Genomic DNA, 16,929 nt, shown 5'->3' on the forward strand with positions numbered 1-16,929 from the left:
GGGACGTTGCCACAATGGTTGTCCACTTGGCCCCATGCCGTCTTGCGTGATCTCGTATTTCCGCGTTGGACCACGGTCTGCCGAATCCAGAAGTCGCACGGATGGCCACTGTGAGTTATTGAGAAACGCCGAAGACCTCCGCCCACTGTCACAGTGACACCGTGGCCGCTCACACCGGCCACGGCAGCTGATCCCTCCGACCGCGACGCCCGATTCGTCAAGTGAAGTGAGTTCGGGCGTCCGCGGCCGGACCGCCATCCGTGCGTGTACCGCACGCTCGGCACGGATCGCGAACTAGCCCGAATTCCTTTCCGGCAGAGTCAATTTCACGCTGCTATCGGAAATCGCCAACGTCAATCGGGCCGTCGTACTCCCGGGCGCTCGATCGATGGGCAGCAGAGCCGGATTCAGATCGAACCGAGGGAACGCCCCCGCAGCGATCAGCAATCGGATGCGGTGGCCACGCTTGAACAGGTGCACGGTGCCGTCGAGCTCGAGATCGATGGAATGCTCACCGCCTTCGGGAAACCGGGTGATCTCGTCACAGACGTTGATCGACTTCTTGTGAACGTCGCACAGGCGAACGAAGACATCGAATCCTGAGGATGCTTCCACGGTCAGCGCGACGCGTGGCACACCGGCGACCAGCACATCCTCGGCCAGGGGCGCGCTGGTGTAGACGACCACATCGCCGCGAGCCTCGAGCTTGCCGTTGTTCACATAGCCCGCACCCATACCCATGATGTTGCCGCCATAGGACGGTGTGGGATCGGCCGTGTCATAGACCAGCGTCGTCCACTGGCCGTCGGGCTCGGCAGGTTCATGCCGCAACCGTCCGCCGTGCGCACCACACAACTCTCGGGGCGCCGCCGCGGGTGGCCAGGATTCGAGGACCGTTTGTCGCTTCGTCCCGCCGATGGCCACCCGATGCCCGATCGACACCACCCGATCGGGTGTCCCGTCGAGCAGTGCGTCGAGCCAATCCAGCGATCGGTTCGCGAAGTCCAGGTTCAGCAATGCCGCCGCGGGTTCAGCGTGGCCACCCCGCGTCATGTGCACCTCGAGGTCGACGCCACGGGCCTGGAGAACGCGCCATTGAGTCAACGTCTGCTTCGCGAACAAGTCGTTCCACGCTCCGTTCAGCAGAACGGGTCGCTCGATTCGTTCGAGCACCGAAGTGTGACTGTAGGAAGCCCAGTACGGGTCCGACAAGTCGCGGTGGGTGACCCAGTCGGCGAACCATGGCGCGAGCGCTCGCATCTGCGCGGTCGACGACTTCTCCAGCGGCGTGGTGGCGAGCATTTCCTTCCCCCTGGCCAGGGATCTGAACATGGCGAGCGTCTCCGCGAAAATGGACGAGGAGGAATTATTACGGTGCGACATCAAGTCCGACCAACCGTGGAAGTTGAGCAGATCGAAGGCACCACGGCCGTGCATGATTTCGCCGAAGTCGTGGGGCCCGATGGCCGCGATCATGCCCTTCCATTCCGGATAGTCGTTCTCGGCGAGAGCAAACTGGGTAAACGCCAGGTAGCTCGTCCCGTATGTCACGAAGCGACCGTCGAACCATGGCTGCTCCCGCATCCATTCGACGACGTCGTGACCGTCATCGGCCTCGTGGATCATGGGCTCGAAGACACCCTCGCTCCCGTCGGTGCCACGGCTGGCGGTGACCAGGACGGTGTAACCGCGGGCCGCGTAATAGGCGAATTCCAGACCGCCTTTGGAGCGACCGTACGGCGTTCTGACCAAGAGCGTCGGCCGCCGGCGCGCCCCTCCGGGACGATAGAGATCCGCCATGACCACCGTGCCGTCTCGAAGCGGCACGCGAAGATCCCGCGTGCGTTCGTATCGGTTCTTGACGGGCGTCCCGCCGCGCAGTTTCCAGGCCAGCCGATAGCCCACTCCAGGACCCGATTCCAGCGTCTCGGCTGTGATTGTCTGAACCATTTCTATTTCCTTTCGAAGACCACAGCGGACGGGTGCCGCGGCGATCTGTAAGTCACCTGCTGATCGAGTACCGATGCGGTGCCGTAGGCGGCGATCGATCGAACCTCTGCCACCGAGATCCCGTCATCAGCGAAGTGCAAGGTTTCGAGCGAATCGGGGGCGATGCCGTTCTCCACCCAATTCATCAATGCGATCATGCCGGTGGCCAGGTCGATGCCGAAGCCCGACGGGATTCGGAAGCTGTGCCCGTCACCGGCGCACAGGAAGAAGCGTGCGAACTCGTCGGTCGCAGGGCGGCCGCCCATGTGCTCGATCACATTGTCGAAGTAATGCCGTGATCCTTGCGAGAAGATCACCTGATCATCGGTGCCGTGCGTGAGGAGGAGTTTTCGGCCGCCGTCACGCAGCTCGGACAGATCGGGGTCCTCGACGGACAGGTACGCGAATTCCTCGATGCCCTTCAGGAAGAGTCGTTCGTATTCGTCGAAGGTCAGAGTCCGCCAGTCCCATTCGGGATCACGCTGCAACCAGGTCGCGAACCATGACAGCGCGATGGCCCACGGGTCCGGCGTGCGGCGTCCATCGGGCTCTTCCTTGGTGATGCACAGCCCGTGGGGTCCCAGGGCACCCCACGATTCGGCGCCGGGGCGTAGCCCGAACCACAATTGCTCGCCGGTCGCGGTCCGGGGGCCGTCCCAGATCATCTTCATGACCTGAGCGTCGGCCTCGACAATCGGGCCGGCCGTTGTTGCCTGGCCGACGAGGCGATACGGGTCGAATGCCGGGGGTTCGTCGCTGGTGGTGAACGATTCGGGCGAGCCGGTGCGCAGCGCGAAATCGTCGACGACGGCCTGCCGGAAGGCTTCGAACTTCTCGGGTGCGAGCGCATTGTCCAGCTCCTTCATCACCAGTGCCGGCCACAACTCGGCCGGGATGAGCCGGGTCCAATTCATCGCCGGATCCGACGACCACACGCCGTCGTAGTCGGCGGGATGGAGCCGGGCCTGGGCGATCGCTTGCCGCCCACCGCCCGACGTGCCCTGGAAATAGGAGAAGCGGGGTGTGGCCCCGTGGATCGCGGTAGTGACCGCCTTGCCTATCACGGTCATGTCGTGCGTGCTGCGGTGAACCCAGTTCTCGATGAGGTTGTCGTCGAGTTCACCGGTGCTCTCGTCGAGCTGCCAATCCGATATCCGGGGGTCCCGGCCGACCCCACTGTCAGTGCTCGCCGCAGCGAAGCCGTTGCGCACCGCGTTGGCGAGTGTGGCGCCGCGGAACTCATCACCCGACATGAGGCCCGCCGTGGTCCGGTTTCCTCCTCCCGCAGTGCCCAGGAATCGCCCGTTCCAGGTCAGCGGCACCCAAACACGAATTTCGACCGTGTGCCCACCGGGATCCTGCTGGTGCACCACGACCTCGCAATAGCCGGGCAGGTCCTGCTCGATGAAGGCCGGCATCCCGATGGCGCTGGCGGGGACGTTCAGCTGTCCGGTCCGGTTGATCGCGACAGATACCACCGAGGCATCGGAGACCTCGGCCAGCGCGGCTGCGACAACCGCCTCGGTGCATCGGTGGACGACCTGAGGATCCGGCTCCGAGGTCGGGACGACGAGCCATCGGTCCCGCGCTGTTCGCTCGATCTTTTCCATAGTGGTCTGCCTTTCACTGCGGGGGTGTCGTGTGCGCCCTGACGTGTTCGATGATTTCCTCGCTCACGCGCGTCGGCTGCTCGACATTGGCCAGGTGTGCGGCCGAGGCGACGACGACATGCTGTCCATGTGGCATCGCCGCGGCGACAGCGAAGCCGTGCTCAGGCGGTGTAGCGGTGTCGTCGGAACCGCTGAGGACCAACGTCGGCGTCTCGATGGCCGGCAACTCGGGGAAAAGGTCGAAAGACTCGATGGCTTGGCAACATCCGGCATAGCCTTCGGCAGCTGTCGTGCTCACCATCGACCGATAGCCCCGCACCCGGTCTGGATGGGCATCGCGCCAAGCGGGGGTGAACCAGCGATCGACCACAGCCTCGGCGACAATGGCGGTGCCGCGGTCGCGCACCTGACCCGCTCGCAGCTCGTAGTTCCCTGTGCCGCCCAGTGCGACAGATGTACAGCAGAGGGTCAGCGACATCAACCGCTCGGGCTGGTGCCGCCCGAGCCACATCCCGACCATGCCGCCCAGTGACAGTCCCACGAAATGCACTCGCGCGAGTCCCAGCCGATCGAGGAGATCGACCACGTCCGTACCCAGCTCACCGACGGTGTAGGGACCCGCCGGTACGGGCGACCGCCCGTGACCGCGGTGGTCGTAGCACACCACGCGGAATCCAGCTGCTACGAGGGGCTCGACTTGGGGCGACCACATCCTCGAATCACTGCCGAGGGAACCGCTCAGCACCACCGCGGGCGCGTCGGATGGTCCGTCGACAACAACATGGACCGGCACCGCCGCGCTCATCGCGCGCCGATGATCTGGTCGTCGACGATGTCGGGCTTCGTCGCCACGGCATGTTCCTCGCTTGCTCTGGGACAGTCAGTGGGGGGCGGATTCGACGATCCGGCGTCCGGTGTCGTCGGCTACCGCCGAGCTGTGACGGGTCAGCGGAAGAATTTCGAGCTGCATGTAGGGGAACAGCGGCAGGTTCCACAGGATCTCGTGCAGTTCCTCGGCGGACTCGACGTCGAAGACGCTGATGTTGCTGTACTGACCGACAATCCGCCACAGATGCCGCCAGGTCCCGTGCCGCTGGAGGAACTGGCTGTATTCCTTCTCGCGGGTCACGATCTCGGTGCGCCGGTCGGGATCGAGATCGTCGGGAATTTTGACGTCCATGCGAACGTGGTAGAGCGCCATAGGGTTTCGACTCCTGTCAGGGACGGGTGAATGCCGCGACCGCGGCGGGATCGAGTTCGACACCGAGGCCGGGGCCGGTCGGCAGCGCGACTCCCCCGTCGCCGTAGCGCAGCGGTTCGGTGAGCAGTTCCTCGGCGAACAGCAGGGGGCCGAAAAGCTCGGTGCCGAAGTCGATACCTGGTTGGCTGCAAGCGAAATGGATCGACGCAGCGGTGCCGATCGGGCCTTCGATGGAGGTGGCGCCGTGGCAGGCCAGGCCCGCGGCGCGTGCCACCGCGACCACCTCCCGGCTCCGAGCGAGGCCGCCGCATTTGGTGGTCTTGACCGCGATGACATCCGCGGCCCGCAACCGGGCGACGGTGAGCGCATCGTGGGGGGTGCGAACGCTCTCGTCTGCCATGATCGGCACCGGTAGCGCGGCATTGAGCTCCGCGAGTACCTCCAACTGCTCACCCGGAGTGGGCTGTTCGATGAGTTCGACTCCGCCGGCCGCCAACGCGGGCAGGTACCGCAATGCTGTCAAGCGGTCCCAGCGGGCGTTGATGTCGACCCGGACACCGGCCCTGCCTTCCAGTGCACGGGTCACCGCGAGCACCCGTTCGGTGTCTTCGGCCGGATCCAACGCACCCATCTTGAGTTTGAAGCTGTGGTGGAGCTTGCGCTCCAGCCTGTCCTCCGCCTCGGCCACGATGGCCTCGACCGGCGCGGCCCCCAACGCCCAGGTGACCTCCACACTGTCGCGGAAGGCGCCGCCGAGCAGCACATGCATCGGTACGCCGAGCGCCCGCGCCCAGGTGTCGTGGAGCGCGACGTCGACTGCCGCTTTCGCGAAATGTGCTGCGGCGACGACACGTTCGATGTCCAGCATGATTCGGGTGATCTCGTCGGCACGTCGCCCGACGACGACCGGCGCAATGTAGCGCTCGATGATCGCCTGCATGGTCTCGACCGATTCACCGCCCCACCACGGGCCGCCGGGGACGACTCCTTCGCCGTATCCCACCGCGCCACCCGCGGTGCGGATCTCGACCAGCAGCAATGGCTGGGCGCTCATCGACGTGGTCGCGAATTTATGCGGGCGAACCAGCGGAACGTCGAGAACGGTCGTGCGCAACGAGTCGATCGTCAGGTCGTGCACCGGATACCTTTCGGAGTTGATCAGGCGGGATCGAGGACGAAGTCGTACTCGACGTGATCGATGCCCTCGGCGTCGGCGCGCGGGCGCAGGATCAGCTCGGGCTTGACAGCGGTGGCGACGTCGTCGCCGATCCAACTACCGCCGTCGAAGTAGAGCTGGGTGGTGATGGTGCGCTTGCCGGGCGCCTTGACCATCAGGTGCAGGTGAGCCGGACGCCACGGGTGCCACCCCGCCTTCTCGATGAACCACCCGGTGGGGCCGTCGGTCGGGATCTGGTAGGGCGCCGGGCGCACCGTGGTGACCACGAAGTGCCCCTCGGCGTCGACCTCGACCGTGCCACGCAGAATGCCGTCGGGGGTGTTGCTGGCGAAGTGCGAGTAGTACCCCTGCGCGTCGGCGTGCCAGATCTCGATGGTGGCGCCCGGCAGCGGTGTGCCCTCGAGATCCCGGACCTGGCCGGCGAAGACGAGCGGCGAACCTTCCTCGTCCTCGCGCATCGGCAAGGTGCAGGTGGCAGGCAGACGCGTGGTGTCGGGGACGTAGTACGGGCCCTCGATACTGCCCTTGGTGCCGCTCTGCCCACGGTAGGCGACTTCTTCGATGTCGTGCTCGACGAAGACGTCGAGCCACAGCGGCCATTCGCCGTACTGACCGACGTCGATGAGCCACTGTTTGAGCACGCGATACTCGGCGTAGGTGATCGCGTGTTCGTCGATGATTCGGGCGAAGGACCGCAAGACATCGGCGGCGATGGCGGCCAGGCGCTGCGGGGAGGTGTCGGCGCTGACGCGGGTGCCGGAGAAATTCGCGGTAGCAGCAGCGCCGGAACCGGCAGCGGTGGGCTGCTCGACAGTGGTCATAGTGGGTTCTCCTGAAGGGAATTGGGGCTGGGAGTTCCGCGCATGCCGCGAAGCCTGTGTACGCTATGCGTACAAACCGCTCGCTCTGCGTACAAAGACAACTGTGCGGGGCGTCACAAACCATTGTCAATCACCTCGACCCGGCGAAATGCCCAGTCTCGACCCAGGTGGGTGCATGAACATCAACGAGCGCGACTACGTCCGCAGCATCGACCGCGCCTTCGCGGTCCTTCGCGCCTTCGACGCCGACCGGCCGAATCCGACCCTGGCCCAGCTGGCCGACGCCACCGAACTCTCCCGTCCCGCTGTGCGACGCATTCTTCTCACGCTGCGCGAACTGGGCTTCGTCACCGACGCTGCAGGCCGCTGGTGCCTCACAGCTCGGGTGCTCACGCTCGGCGAGCACTACTCCGCCGCAACATCGCTGGTCCAGGCGGCGATGCCGCACCTTGTTCGGATCGCCGAACGCACCAGGGAGTCGGCATCGTTGGGCGTCCTCGACGACGGGTGGGTCATCTACGCCGCGCGAGTTCCCGTGCGCAGGATCATGAGCATCAATGTCGCGGTAGGGACCCGAGTTCCGGCCTACGCCACGTCGATGGGGCGCGCGCTGCTGGCCTGGCAGCCCGAATCGACCATCGCCGAGGCACTCGACACCGCCCCCCTGACTCCACTCACCCCCCGGACCATGACCGATCCGGCCGCGCTGCGGACCGAACTGGCCACCGTGCGCGAGCAGGGATTCGCCCTCGCCTACGGCGAACTCGAGGACGGCCTCATCTCCATGGCCGCACCAGTTCGCGACAACTCCGGGGCCGTTGTCGGCGTGCTGGCCTCCTCCACATCCACGGGGCGTTCCACTCCGGCACGATTCCGGGCCGAGGTCGCGCCCACGCTGTGCGCGCACGCCGATCGGCTCAGCACCGAGCTCGGTCACAGCCCGAACATCTGACGTGGGGGCCTAGGTCAGCACTAGGCATTACCCCGGTGTGACGGTGGACACAAACTGCCATCGTAATGCGGTAGAACACGCACGCCACCGGAGGATTCATGACCGAGATACTCGACCGGCCCCCACGCGCCGACAGTCTTGCCGACAGATTGCGCGGCAAGCTCGACGGCGCGCTCATCGAGGACCCGGCCACCGGCCGCTACCAGATGCGACGTGAGGTGTTCACCGACCCCGAGCTCTTCGAGCTGGAGATGGCCGTCCTCTTCGAAGGCAACTGGGTCTATCTGGCCCACGAATCGCAGATCCCGAACGTGGGCGACTATTTCACCACCTACATCGGCCGCCAGCCGGTGGTGATCTCGCGCGACAAGACCGGCGAGCTGCACGCGCTGATCAACGCGTGCAGCCATCGGGGCGCGATGCTGTGCCGCCGCAAGACCGACAACCGAACCACGTTCACCTGCCCGTTTCACGGATGGACCTTCAGCAACAACGGAAAACTGTTGAAGGTCAAGGATCCTCGCGAGGCCGGGTATCCCGAGCAGTTCAACACCGACGGCTCGCACGATCTGACCCGGGTGGCTCATTTCGAAAACTACCGCGGTTTCCTGTTCGGCAGCCTCAACCCCGACGTCGTACCGCTCACCGAGCATCTCGGGGAGACGACGGCCATCATCGACATGATCGTCGACCAATCCCCCGACGGTCTCGAAGTGCTCCGCGGTGCGTCCACCTACACCTACGACGGCAACTGGAAGCTGCAGGCAGAGAACGGCGCCGACGGCTACCACGTCTCGGCCACCCATTGGAACTACGCCGCCACCACGGCGAGGCGGACCAGTGGCGAGTCCACGAACACGACCAAGGCGATGGACGCGGGCACATGGTCCAAACAGAAGGGTGGCTACTACTCGTTCGACCACGGCCACCTGCTCCTGTGGACCAAGTGGGCCGATCCGGCCAACCGGCCACTGTCCGAGCGGCGCGACGAGCTGATCGACCAGTTCGGCCAAGACCGCGCCGATTGGATGATCGGGGTCTCCCGCAACTTGTGCCTCTACCCGAACGTCTACCTCATGGATCAGTTCGGTTCTCAGATCAGGCATTTCCGGCCGGTCTCGGTGGACAAGACCGAAGTCACCATCTACTGTATCGCGCCCAAGGGCGAGAGCGCGACGGCACGCGCGCATCGCATCCGGCAGTACGAGGACTTCTTCAACGCCACCGGCATGGCCACCCCGGACGACCTCGAGGAGTTCCGGTCGTGCCAGAAGACCTACCTCGCTCGCAGCGCTCCGTACAACGACCTCAGCCGCGGCGTCACCCATCAGCTCGATGGCCCCGACGAAGACGCCCGCCGCATCGGGATCAACCCGGTTTCGAGCGGCGTCAAGGTCGAAGACGAAGGGTTGTATCCGATCCAGCACGGCTATTGGGTCCGCGCCCTGCGTCGCGCGCTGGATTGCGGAATCGGCGGCTCAGCCGGGACCACCACCGGCGCCCGCGGTCAGGAGCTCACTCGATGACTGCCGTTATTCCGACCACCATCACCCGAGAAGCAGTGGAGCAGTTCCTTTTCCGAGAGGCTCGTCTGCTCGACGACCGCGCTTTCGACGAGTGGATTCAGTGCTATCACCCCGACGCCGAATTCTGGATGCCGGCCTGGGCCGATGACGGTGACCTCACCGCTGATCCGATGACCGAGATCTCGCTGATCTACTACCCCAATCGCGGCGGCATCGAGGATCGGGTGTTCCGGATCAAAACCGACCGATCCAGCGCCACCAGCCTGCCCGAGCCGCGCACCGGACACAACATCACCAACGTGGAATTGCTGGAACGCCGCGACGCCGAGATCGATGTGCGCTTCAACTGGTTCACCCTCTACTTCCGCTACACCAACCTCGACACCTACTTCGGAACCTCCTACTACACCGTCGATTTCGCCGGTCCGCAGCCGCTGATCCGGCGCAAGAAAGTGGTGCTCAAGAACGACTACATCCACCACGTCGTCGACATCTATCACGTGTGAGGAGGCACGGATGAATTATCGCGTTGCCCTGAGTTTCGAGGACGGGATCACCCGCTTCGTCACCTGTGCCGCCGACGAGTCCGTCGCCGACGCGGCCTATCGCGCGCGGGTGAACATCCCCCTGGATTGCCGTGACGGCGCCTGCGGGACGTGCAAAGCGTTCTGCGACTCCGGCCGCTACGACGGCGGCGACTACATCGAGGAAGCCCTCACCGACGACGAGGCCGATGCCGGCTTCTGTCTGCCCTGTCAGATGACCCCGCGATCAGACCTGGTGCTGCAGATCGCGGGCACCTCAGACCTCGCCAAGACCGCCGCCGCGACGTTCACCGGAAAGGTGGTGGATATCCAGCGGTTCTCCGGCACCACAGCGGGTCTCACCATCGAGGTCGGCAACCGCGCGGATCTGATCTTCCTGCCCGGCCAATATGTCAACCTCACCGTGCCGGGCACCGATGCCACCCGTTCGTATTCGTTCAGCAACGCTCCCGAGGCGACGACGCTGTCGTTCTTGGTGCGGCTCCTCGACGCCGGTGCCATGACCGACTACCTGCGCGAGCGGGCCCGCCCGGGCGACGAGCTCACCTTCACCGGCCCGCGTGGCAGCTTCTTCCTGCGTGCGGTCACCCGCCCGGTGCTGCTGGTCGCAGGAGGTACCGGACTGGCCCCGATCCTGTCGATCCTGGAGCAGATGCGCGCCGACGGTGTCGTGTATCCGGTCCGGCTGCTCTATGGGGTGAGCAATGACGCTGACCTCATCGAGCTCGACCGACTCGACGGATTCGCCGCCGAATTATCCGACTTCGGCTACGAGGTATGCGTTTCCGGCACCGGGACGAGCGCGCGGCGACGCGGCCACGTCACCGACCTGATCACCGACGAGCACCTGCACGCGGGCGAAGTCGATATCTATCTGTGCGGACCCCCACCGATGGTCGAATCGGCGCGAACCTGGCTCACCGACCACGCAATCACCCCGGCCAACTTCTTCTTCGAGAAGTTCGCGACCTCGGGCGCCCTGAATCCCGCGCTGGCCGGAGTCGCCTCGTGAGCATGCTGACCGCCGGCCGATTCGCCGACCGGATCGTGATGGTCACCGGATCTGCCCAGGGCATCGGCCGGACTGTCGCGCGGCGCGTCGCGGCGGAGGGCGGTGCGGTCGTGCTCGTGGACCGCTCCCCGCTCGCTCGCGACGAAGCAGCCGAGATCGAGACCGGCGGCGGCCGCGCGCTGGCTGTACTCACCGACCTCGAGACGGCCGAAGGCGCCGCGGCCGCGGTGTCGGCCGCCCTGGATCGGTTCGGGCGCATCGATGTCCTGATCAACAACGTGGGCGGCACCATCTGGGCGCGGCCGTTCCAGCACTACACCGCCGACCGCATCGAGGCCGAGATCCGGCGCTCGCTGTTCCCGACGCTGTGGATGTGCCACGCGGTACTGCCGCATCTGATCGAACAGCGTTCCGGGGTGATCGTGAACGTCTCCTCGGTGGCGACCCGCGGAATCAACCGCGTGCCCTACGCGGCGGCCAAAGGCGGGGTCAGTGCGATCACCACGGCGCTGGCCATGGAAGTCGCACAGTATGGGATTCGAGTGGCCGCCACCGCTCCTGGCGGCACCGAGGCACCACCCCGGCGTATCGCCCGCGGCCCCGCTCCAGCAGACGACCGTGAAGCGGGCTGGTACGACGAGGTGGTCTCCCAGACCACCTCGTCGAGCCTGCTTCACCGCTACGGCACGCTCGACGAGCAGGCCGCCGCGATCTGTTTCCTGGCCTCCGACGAAGCCGGTTACATCACCGGGACCATCCTTCCTGTCGCCGGTGGCGACCTCGGCTGACCGTCTTCCTCCTCCGTTTCACCCCTTCGAGCTTGGCGGTAACCGATGCACGACTCCTCCTCCTGGCGTTCTCCACGCCATCGACCACTGCCTTGCGCGCGCGGGCTTCTCGAGCCGTGCTCGGACTAGCGTGAACCCATGACGACCCTGCTCGGACGCGACCGCGCGTTCATCGCACTTCGGGACGCGGTGGCGCGGGCACAGGCCGGCGCCGCGCTGTCGCTGGTCGTCGACGGCAACCGGGGATTGGGCAAGACCGCGCTGCTCGAACAGTTCCGGGCCGAGCACATCGGCCTGCCTGCCCTGTGCGCGCGGGCCCATCATTGGGAACGGAACACACCCCACGCGGTGGTGGAACAGCTGACCAAAGCGGACGTCGCCGAACCTGGCTGGCAAACGGTGCTCGACCGAGTTTCCGACGCCGCGATCACCGGGGGTCCGGTTCTGGTGCTCGTGGACGACGCACACAACATCGACCGTGAGTCGATGCGGGCACTCACCGGGGCACTCGACCGCGCCGTCGAAGGCATGCTCGTGGTCCTCGCCGTCGATCCCGACACCGCCGAGCCAGGTGACGCCGAAACGCTCGCACTGCTCGACGACTGCCGTCGCGAACGGATCTGGCTCAGGCCACTGACACCAGCCCATGTCGCTGTCCTCGCCGTCGAGGTCGCCGGCGTTCGACTCGGTGCCGTGTCGACCGCGCGCCTGGCCGCACACACCGGCGGTAATCCGGCCCACCTGGTGCGCCTACTGCGCGAGAGCGATCCACAGATATGGAGTCGCTGGACACCCTTACTCCCTGTTCCCAGAGCCGAATACGCCGCCGCGGCCGCAGCACTGGGTTCGGCAACCGACTCCGGACGCCGGCTACTCGAAGCCGCGGCAGTACTGTCCACCAGCAGCGGACTCGGTGAAGCCGCCGCGCTGGCCGCTGTCACCGACCCGGTCGCCGCTCTCGACGCCGCCCGTGCGACCGGGTTGATCCGTCTCGATCAGACCCGCCCGCTGTCCGTGGTCGCCTTCCCGGACCCCGTGGTTCGCGCGGCCGTACTGAATTGCCTTCCAGCCCTGCGACTGCGGGAATTGCACCGGCGCGCGGCCGCGTCGGCTGACGATGAAGGCGTACGCCTCGCGCACCTGGTCGCCGCCGAACCCACGGCCAACCCTGCCCTGGCCACTCGACTCGACATCTACGCGGCCACCCGTGCCAACAACGGCGAATGGGGGGCGTGCGCGGACGCCCTCATCGCTGCCAGCCACATTTCCTCGACCCCGCGGGAGCGGGAGAACCGATTGATCCGCGGTGTCGACGCGCTGATCGGCGCCGGGTCGATCCCGCGCGCCGAAGCGCTCGTTCCCGAGATCGAAAGCTTCGGTGACGGCGCCCTTCGCGATTCGGTCCTCGGGCATCTGGCTGTGATGCGCGGCCGCGCCGCCGAAGCGCAATTGTTGCTGACCCGCGGCTGGCGCGAACTCGGCGACGACCCGGCGGGCCCGGTCGCTGCCTCGATCGGTCAGCGACATGTGCTCGACGCCCTCGCTCGCTGGGACGGTCAACGCCTTCTGCACTGGGCGGGCCAAGTAGCCCGGATCACCACCGGGAGCATGCCCGAAGCTATCGAAGCGGCCGCCATCAACGGGCTGGGCCACGCTATGACCGGGGACATCGCCACGGCCTTGCGCACCTACGACACCGATCTGGTCGAGTCGGTCTCCGGTGCCCAGTCCCAGCGTTTCAGAATGGCCAAAGGCTGGCTGGCACTGGCAATGGACGACTACGACGACGCCCGCCTGCTGCTGGCCAACGCGGTGCCCACCGCATTCCGCTTCGGTTCGACTCGCATTTCCCTCTGGGCCCAAGCATGGCTGGCGCGCGCCCAATTCGCGGTCGGCGAGTGGGACGAGGCGCTGCGTACTGTCGAGCATGCCGCCCTCGACGCCGAGGAGTCCGGCATCGACCTGATCCGTCCGTTGATCCACTGGACCGGAGCCCAGATCTGTTCTCTGCGAGGCGAAGACGACAGCGCGCACGTGCATCTTCGTCTCGGGCGCGCCGACTCACCCGAGTACATGGCGATGCGAATTCCCGCCGGCCTAGCGCAAGCTCAATACGCCGAATCACGCGCTGACTACCAGGGCGTCGTCCGTGCCCTCGGCGGTGTGGCGCGAATCGCGCCCGACAGCGATCTGGCCGGGCTGTGGCCGTGGGCAGATCTCTACGCCACCGGGTTGGTTCTGACCGGCCGCGTCGGCGAGGCGGACACTTTCCTCGCCGGCTACGAGCACAGCGCCGCCGTGATCGACCACCGCTCTTCGCTCGCGCGGTTCGGCGCGGTCCGCGGGCGCATCATCGCTGCTACCGACGGCATCGACGCGGCACGCCCCGCTTTCGAATCGGCACTGCAAGCTGTGGAGGACCTCCCACTGCCGTTCGAGCGCGCCCGGATCGAGTTCGCCTACGGACAGGTACTCCGACGCGCCGGCAAACGTCGTGACGCCGACACCGTGATGCGTTCGGCCCGTGAGCTGTTCGCCACCCTGGGCGCGCAGGTTCTGGTGCAACGCTGCGACCGCGAACTCAAGGCGGCCGGCGTCAATACAACGCGTAGCCGCGACCCGTTCTTCGAACTCACCGAGCAGGAACGCGCGGTCGCGACTCTGGTCTCGGCGGGACGAACAAATCGACAAGCCGCCGAGGAGTTGTTTCTGTCGGTCAAGACAATCCAATATCATCTGACCCGCGTCTACGCCAAGCTCGGAACCCGCTCGCGCACCGAACTTGCAGCCTACCTGCACGAGTCCGACCGTTGAAGCGAGCGGTCGGTTCGTCAGCAGTCTGCCAGCCAATCGTGCGAGCCCAGTTCGTTGCCAGCGAGATCGCTGCTGCCGGGGAGGTCAGGTCGTCGCCATGGTGCAAGTGCCGACGCGACGCGCTCGATCGACGCCCACCGTATGTCTCGCCCACCGCTTTCGAGCACGATGACCCCCGTGTCAACCAATGGCTTCAATGCCCGAATAACGTGCTCTGACCTAAAGACAATGTTGAACAGGGCATACTTTCCGACTGAACGCGGCGATCGCGAATGCCACGGTGGCCTGAGCGAGAGACTACATCGCAACGACGGCTCCCGCGCATTCCCTCGGCTGCGCAATCGCCGCCGAAACCCCAAACATCGCAATGGTAGGGCAACACCGCCCGCGGCTACGGCGCTTCGGGCATCCGCTACACCGACCGCACCGCTATTTGCCGATGACCAGCACCCTCCTGGGTTGTAGCAGTTTGGCGTACTAGTTCATGCTGCCTTAAGCTCCAGCTTGTGCCCTGGCGCACTTATAGTCAGGATCGCTCCGACATCTCGCGATGACTCCGATTTGCCGAGGAAAACGCGCTCGACCGAGCATGCCCTATCTGGTCGGCAAGCAACGCTGCACAGCAATTGAGCGAGGACGCAGATGCGGCAAACCCAGTTAGCTGTCAGACTGCTGAACGCTGACATTCCCCTGCGTGTCGCACTCCGACACGCCGAGGCTGGGCGACTTCAGGCGAGCACCTACACCCGCTCGCCCGGGTATCGGGAAGTCTGTGGAACTGTCCCGCAGACGACACCGGGCGAACACGAGAGCACAACGCATCGCTGCAAGGTCAGCCTCCAAACGAGGGATGCGAATCCGCAGGTAGTCGGCTTCTGTGGAGGATGTCCGCACGTTCCGCCTGTGACCGTTTTTGAGGGTGACGAGCCGGTATCCGAGGTGATCTCCGGTGAACGGCAGAGGCCCCGCGTCGGATGTCTCCGACGCGGGGCCTCAAACGAAAAGTGCTGCTACGAAATACTTTTCAAGGACTCGGCAGCACTACTTCTGCGCGGCCTCGAACTCACGACGACGCCGGTGCAGGATCGGCTCGGTGGATCGTCGCTCGGCCGGGAAACGACCGTCCGCACAATGGGCTAGGCGCCGACCGGGGCCGCCGTCACGCCGTAGCCGAGGTTCGTGAGCACCTCGCTGGTCGCCTTGGCGAAGTTCAGCGTGATGAAGTGCAGACAGGGCGCGCCCTCGCTGATCAGACGTAGCGCCATCTAGGTGGCGATCTCGATGCCTTCGCTACGCACGGCGGCGCGGTTCTCCTCCTGCCGCCGAGTCACTGCTGAGCACTTCACCAGACCCAGGTCCATCGAGGTCCAGCACGTCGAGCAAAGACAAGTGCAGGCACAGGCTTGATACACCAGGGAAGAGCCGTCGCGGCCGCGCACACAAACATACCCTGATCTATGTAAGGTAAGCCTACACATAGACGAAGGTAGGTAGTTCCATGCGCATCGTGTCGTTCGGTTTCCAAACCTGGGGTCGCAAGACCCTGCAGGCTCTGATCGACTCGGAGCACGAGGTGGTCCTCGCGGTCACCCACCCGGCCGCGGAATCCGCCTACAAGGCGATCTGGAACGATTCGGTCGAGGAACTGGCCAGGGAACACGGCATTCCGGTGCACCTCACCGAACGTGCCGACGCCGAGACCATCGCGCTGGTCAAGCAGGCCGAACCCGATGTGATCGTTGTCAACAGCTGGTACACCTGGATGCCCGCGGAGCTGTACGACATGCCGCCCCACGGCACCTTGAACCTGCACGATTCGCTGCTGCCGAAATTCACCGGGTTCTCGCCGGTGCTGTGGGCCCTGATCAGCGGCGCCGAGGAATTCGGCCTCACGGTGCACCGCATGGACGCCCAACTCGACACCGGCGACATCCTGGTCCAGAAGCGGCTGCCGATCCCGCCCGGCGCCACCGGCACCGAGCTCGTTCTCGCCGGCATGGAGTTGATTCCCGGGGCGGTGCACGAGGCACTCGTGGCGCTCGAGAAGGGCACCGCGGTGTGGACGCCGCAGAACAAGGCCGAGCGCACCTACTTCCACAAGCGGTCCGATCGTGACAGCCGGGTCGACTGGTCGCTGGACGCGGCCGATTCGGAGCGGTTCGTGCGGGCGCTCTCCGCGCCGTATCCGCGCGCCTACTCGTACTACCGCGGTGAACGCATCGAGATTCTCGACGCGGTGATCTCCGAGGCACGCTACGGCGGCACCGCGGGCCGAGTGATCGTCCAGGAAGGTGGCGGCGCGGTCGTGTGCGGTGCCCAGCCACACCGGGGTGACAACCACGCGCTGGTGATCACCCGCGTCCGTAGCGCGGCCGGCACCGAACACGACGGTGCCGAATTCTTCGCTCGCGGTGGCTATCTCACCGACACCCCCGCCTGAGTTCCCGGTTCCGCAGCGCCCGGCCGACGGCACGGGCGCTGTCTTCCACCTTCT

General features: G+C 65.7%; 12 protein-coding genes and 2 pseudogenes. 7 read left to right on the plus strand and 7 right to left on the minus strand.

All coding sequences use genetic code 11. The features are described 5' to 3' along the window. Window positions 1-294: 294 nt before the first annotated feature. From ACFQ9R_RS00300 to catA, 6 genes are all read right to left on the minus strand, one after another. Complete coding sequence (locus tag ACFQ9R_RS00300; RefSeq protein WP_378987115.1) at window positions 295-1,950, minus strand: CocE/NonD family hydrolase; 1,656 nt, start codon at window positions 1,948-1,950, stop codon at window positions 295-297. A gap of 2 nt (window positions 1,951-1,952) precedes the next feature. Continuing rightward, complete coding sequence (locus ACFQ9R_RS00305) at window positions 1,953-3,599, minus strand: tannase/feruloyl esterase family alpha/beta hydrolase (RefSeq protein ID WP_378987118.1); 1,647 nt, start codon at window positions 3,597-3,599, stop codon at window positions 1,953-1,955. 13 nt (window positions 3,600-3,612) lie between these two features. After that, window positions 3,613-4,404 (minus strand): 3-oxoadipate enol-lactonase, encoded by a 792-nt coding sequence (gene pcaD / locus ACFQ9R_RS00310; RefSeq protein ID WP_378987121.1) that lies wholly within the window; start codon window positions 4,402-4,404, stop codon window positions 3,613-3,615. A gap of 75 nt (window positions 4,405-4,479) precedes the next feature. Continuing rightward, on the minus strand, window positions 4,480-4,800 hold the full coding sequence (gene catC, locus ACFQ9R_RS00315) for a muconolactone Delta-isomerase (protein WP_378987123.1): 321 nt from the start codon (window positions 4,798-4,800) through the stop codon (window positions 4,480-4,482). 16 nt (window positions 4,801-4,816) lie between these two features. Then, complete coding sequence (locus tag ACFQ9R_RS00320; protein ID WP_378987126.1) at window positions 4,817-5,938, minus strand: muconate/chloromuconate family cycloisomerase; 1,122 nt, start codon at window positions 5,936-5,938, stop codon at window positions 4,817-4,819. Between the two features lie 20 nt (window positions 5,939-5,958). Next, window positions 5,959-6,798 carry a catechol 1,2-dioxygenase gene (catA, locus tag ACFQ9R_RS00325; protein WP_378925721.1) on the minus strand — a complete coding sequence of 280 codons (840 nt, stop codon included), beginning with the start codon at window positions 6,796-6,798 and terminating at the stop codon, window positions 5,959-5,961. A gap of 175 nt (window positions 6,799-6,973) precedes the next feature. On the opposite strand from catA, the gene ACFQ9R_RS00330 reads away from it, so the two are divergent. The 6 genes and pseudogenes from ACFQ9R_RS00330 (at window position 6,974) to ACFQ9R_RS00355 (ending at window position 14,435) form a co-directional block, all read left to right on the plus strand. After that, entirely contained in the window at window positions 6,974-7,750 is a 777-nt protein-coding gene (locus ACFQ9R_RS00330; RefSeq protein ID WP_378987129.1) for an IclR family transcriptional regulator C-terminal domain-containing protein, read from the plus strand. A gap of 98 nt (window positions 7,751-7,848) precedes the next feature. After that, a complete protein-coding gene (gene benA, locus ACFQ9R_RS00335) occupies window positions 7,849-9,276 on the plus strand; it encodes a benzoate 1,2-dioxygenase large subunit (protein WP_378987132.1) in 1,428 nt (475 codons plus the stop codon). Continuing rightward, the gene (gene benB, locus ACFQ9R_RS00340; RefSeq protein ID WP_378987135.1) at window positions 9,273-9,782 is read left to right on the plus strand and encodes a benzoate 1,2-dioxygenase small subunit; all 510 of its coding nucleotides are present in this window, start codon (window positions 9,273-9,275) and stop codon (window positions 9,780-9,782) included. Before benA ends, benB begins: the two co-directional genes overlap by 4 nt. Window positions 9,783-9,792: 10 nt before the next feature. Further along, window positions 9,793-10,785 (plus strand): annotated as a pseudogene (gene benC, locus ACFQ9R_RS00345) (benzoate 1,2-dioxygenase electron transfer component BenC); the annotation flags it as partial. Between the two features lie 50 nt (window positions 10,786-10,835). Further along, window positions 10,836-11,621: a 1,6-dihydroxycyclohexa-2,4-diene-1-carboxylate dehydrogenase gene (locus ACFQ9R_RS00350; RefSeq protein ID WP_378988438.1), complete on the plus strand. Its 786-nt coding sequence runs from the start codon at window positions 10,836-10,838 to the stop codon at window positions 11,619-11,621. 138 nt (window positions 11,622-11,759) lie between these two features. Beyond that, window positions 11,760-14,435, plus strand: a complete 2,676-nt coding sequence (locus ACFQ9R_RS00355) for a LuxR C-terminal-related transcriptional regulator (RefSeq protein ID WP_378987138.1) — start codon at window positions 11,760-11,762, stop codon at window positions 14,433-14,435. 1,136 nt (window positions 14,436-15,571) lie between these two features. Here the strand turns inward: ACFQ9R_RS00355 and ACFQ9R_RS00360 are convergent. Further along, window positions 15,572-15,751 (minus strand): annotated as a pseudogene (locus ACFQ9R_RS00360) (methylenetetrahydrofolate reductase); the annotation flags it as partial. 182 nt (window positions 15,752-15,933) lie between these two features. Between ACFQ9R_RS00360 and ACFQ9R_RS00365 the strand changes: the two are divergent. Next, on the plus strand, window positions 15,934-16,875 hold the full coding sequence (locus ACFQ9R_RS00365) for a methionyl-tRNA formyltransferase (protein WP_378987141.1): 942 nt from the start codon (window positions 15,934-15,936) through the stop codon (window positions 16,873-16,875). Window positions 16,876-16,929 lie beyond the last annotated feature (54 nt).

Source organism: Nocardia sp. NPDC056541 (genome assembly GCF_042794235.1).
GTDB lineage: Bacteria > Actinomycetota > Actinomycetes > Mycobacteriales > Mycobacteriaceae > Nocardia.

Bases quoted from the DNA above. Each gene is read 5' to 3' on its own strand.
- ACFQ9R_RS00300 (WP_378987115.1), bottom strand. From the start codon at position 1,950: ATGGTTCAGACAATCACAGCCGAGACGCTGGAATCGGGTCCTGGAGTG.
- ACFQ9R_RS00350 (WP_378988438.1), top strand. From the start codon at position 10,836: ATGCTGACCGCCGGCCGATTCGCCGACCGGATCGTGATGGTCACCGGA.
- ACFQ9R_RS00355 (WP_378987138.1), top strand. From the start codon at position 11,760: ATGACGACCCTGCTCGGACGCGACCGCGCGTTCATCGCACTTCGGGAC.
- ACFQ9R_RS00305 (WP_378987118.1), bottom strand. From the start codon at position 3,599: ATGGAAAAGATCGAGCGAACAGCGCGGGACCGATGGCTCGTCGTCCCG.
- pcaD (WP_378987121.1), bottom strand. From the start codon at position 4,404: ATGAGCGCGGCGGTGCCGGTCCATGTTGTTGTCGACGGACCATCCGAC.
- catC (WP_378987123.1), bottom strand. From the start codon at position 4,800: ATGGCGCTCTACCACGTTCGCATGGACGTCAAAATTCCCGACGATCTC.
- ACFQ9R_RS00330 (WP_378987129.1), top strand. From the start codon at position 6,974: ATGAACATCAACGAGCGCGACTACGTCCGCAGCATCGACCGCGCCTTC.
- benA (WP_378987132.1), top strand. From the start codon at position 7,849: ATGACCGAGATACTCGACCGGCCCCCACGCGCCGACAGTCTTGCCGAC.
- benB (WP_378987135.1), top strand. From the start codon at position 9,273: ATGACTGCCGTTATTCCGACCACCATCACCCGAGAAGCAGTGGAGCAG.
- catA (WP_378925721.1), bottom strand. From the start codon at position 6,798: ATGACCACTGTCGAGCAGCCCACCGCTGCCGGTTCCGGCGCTGCTGCT.
- ACFQ9R_RS00365 (WP_378987141.1), top strand. From the start codon at position 15,934: ATGCGCATCGTGTCGTTCGGTTTCCAAACCTGGGGTCGCAAGACCCTG.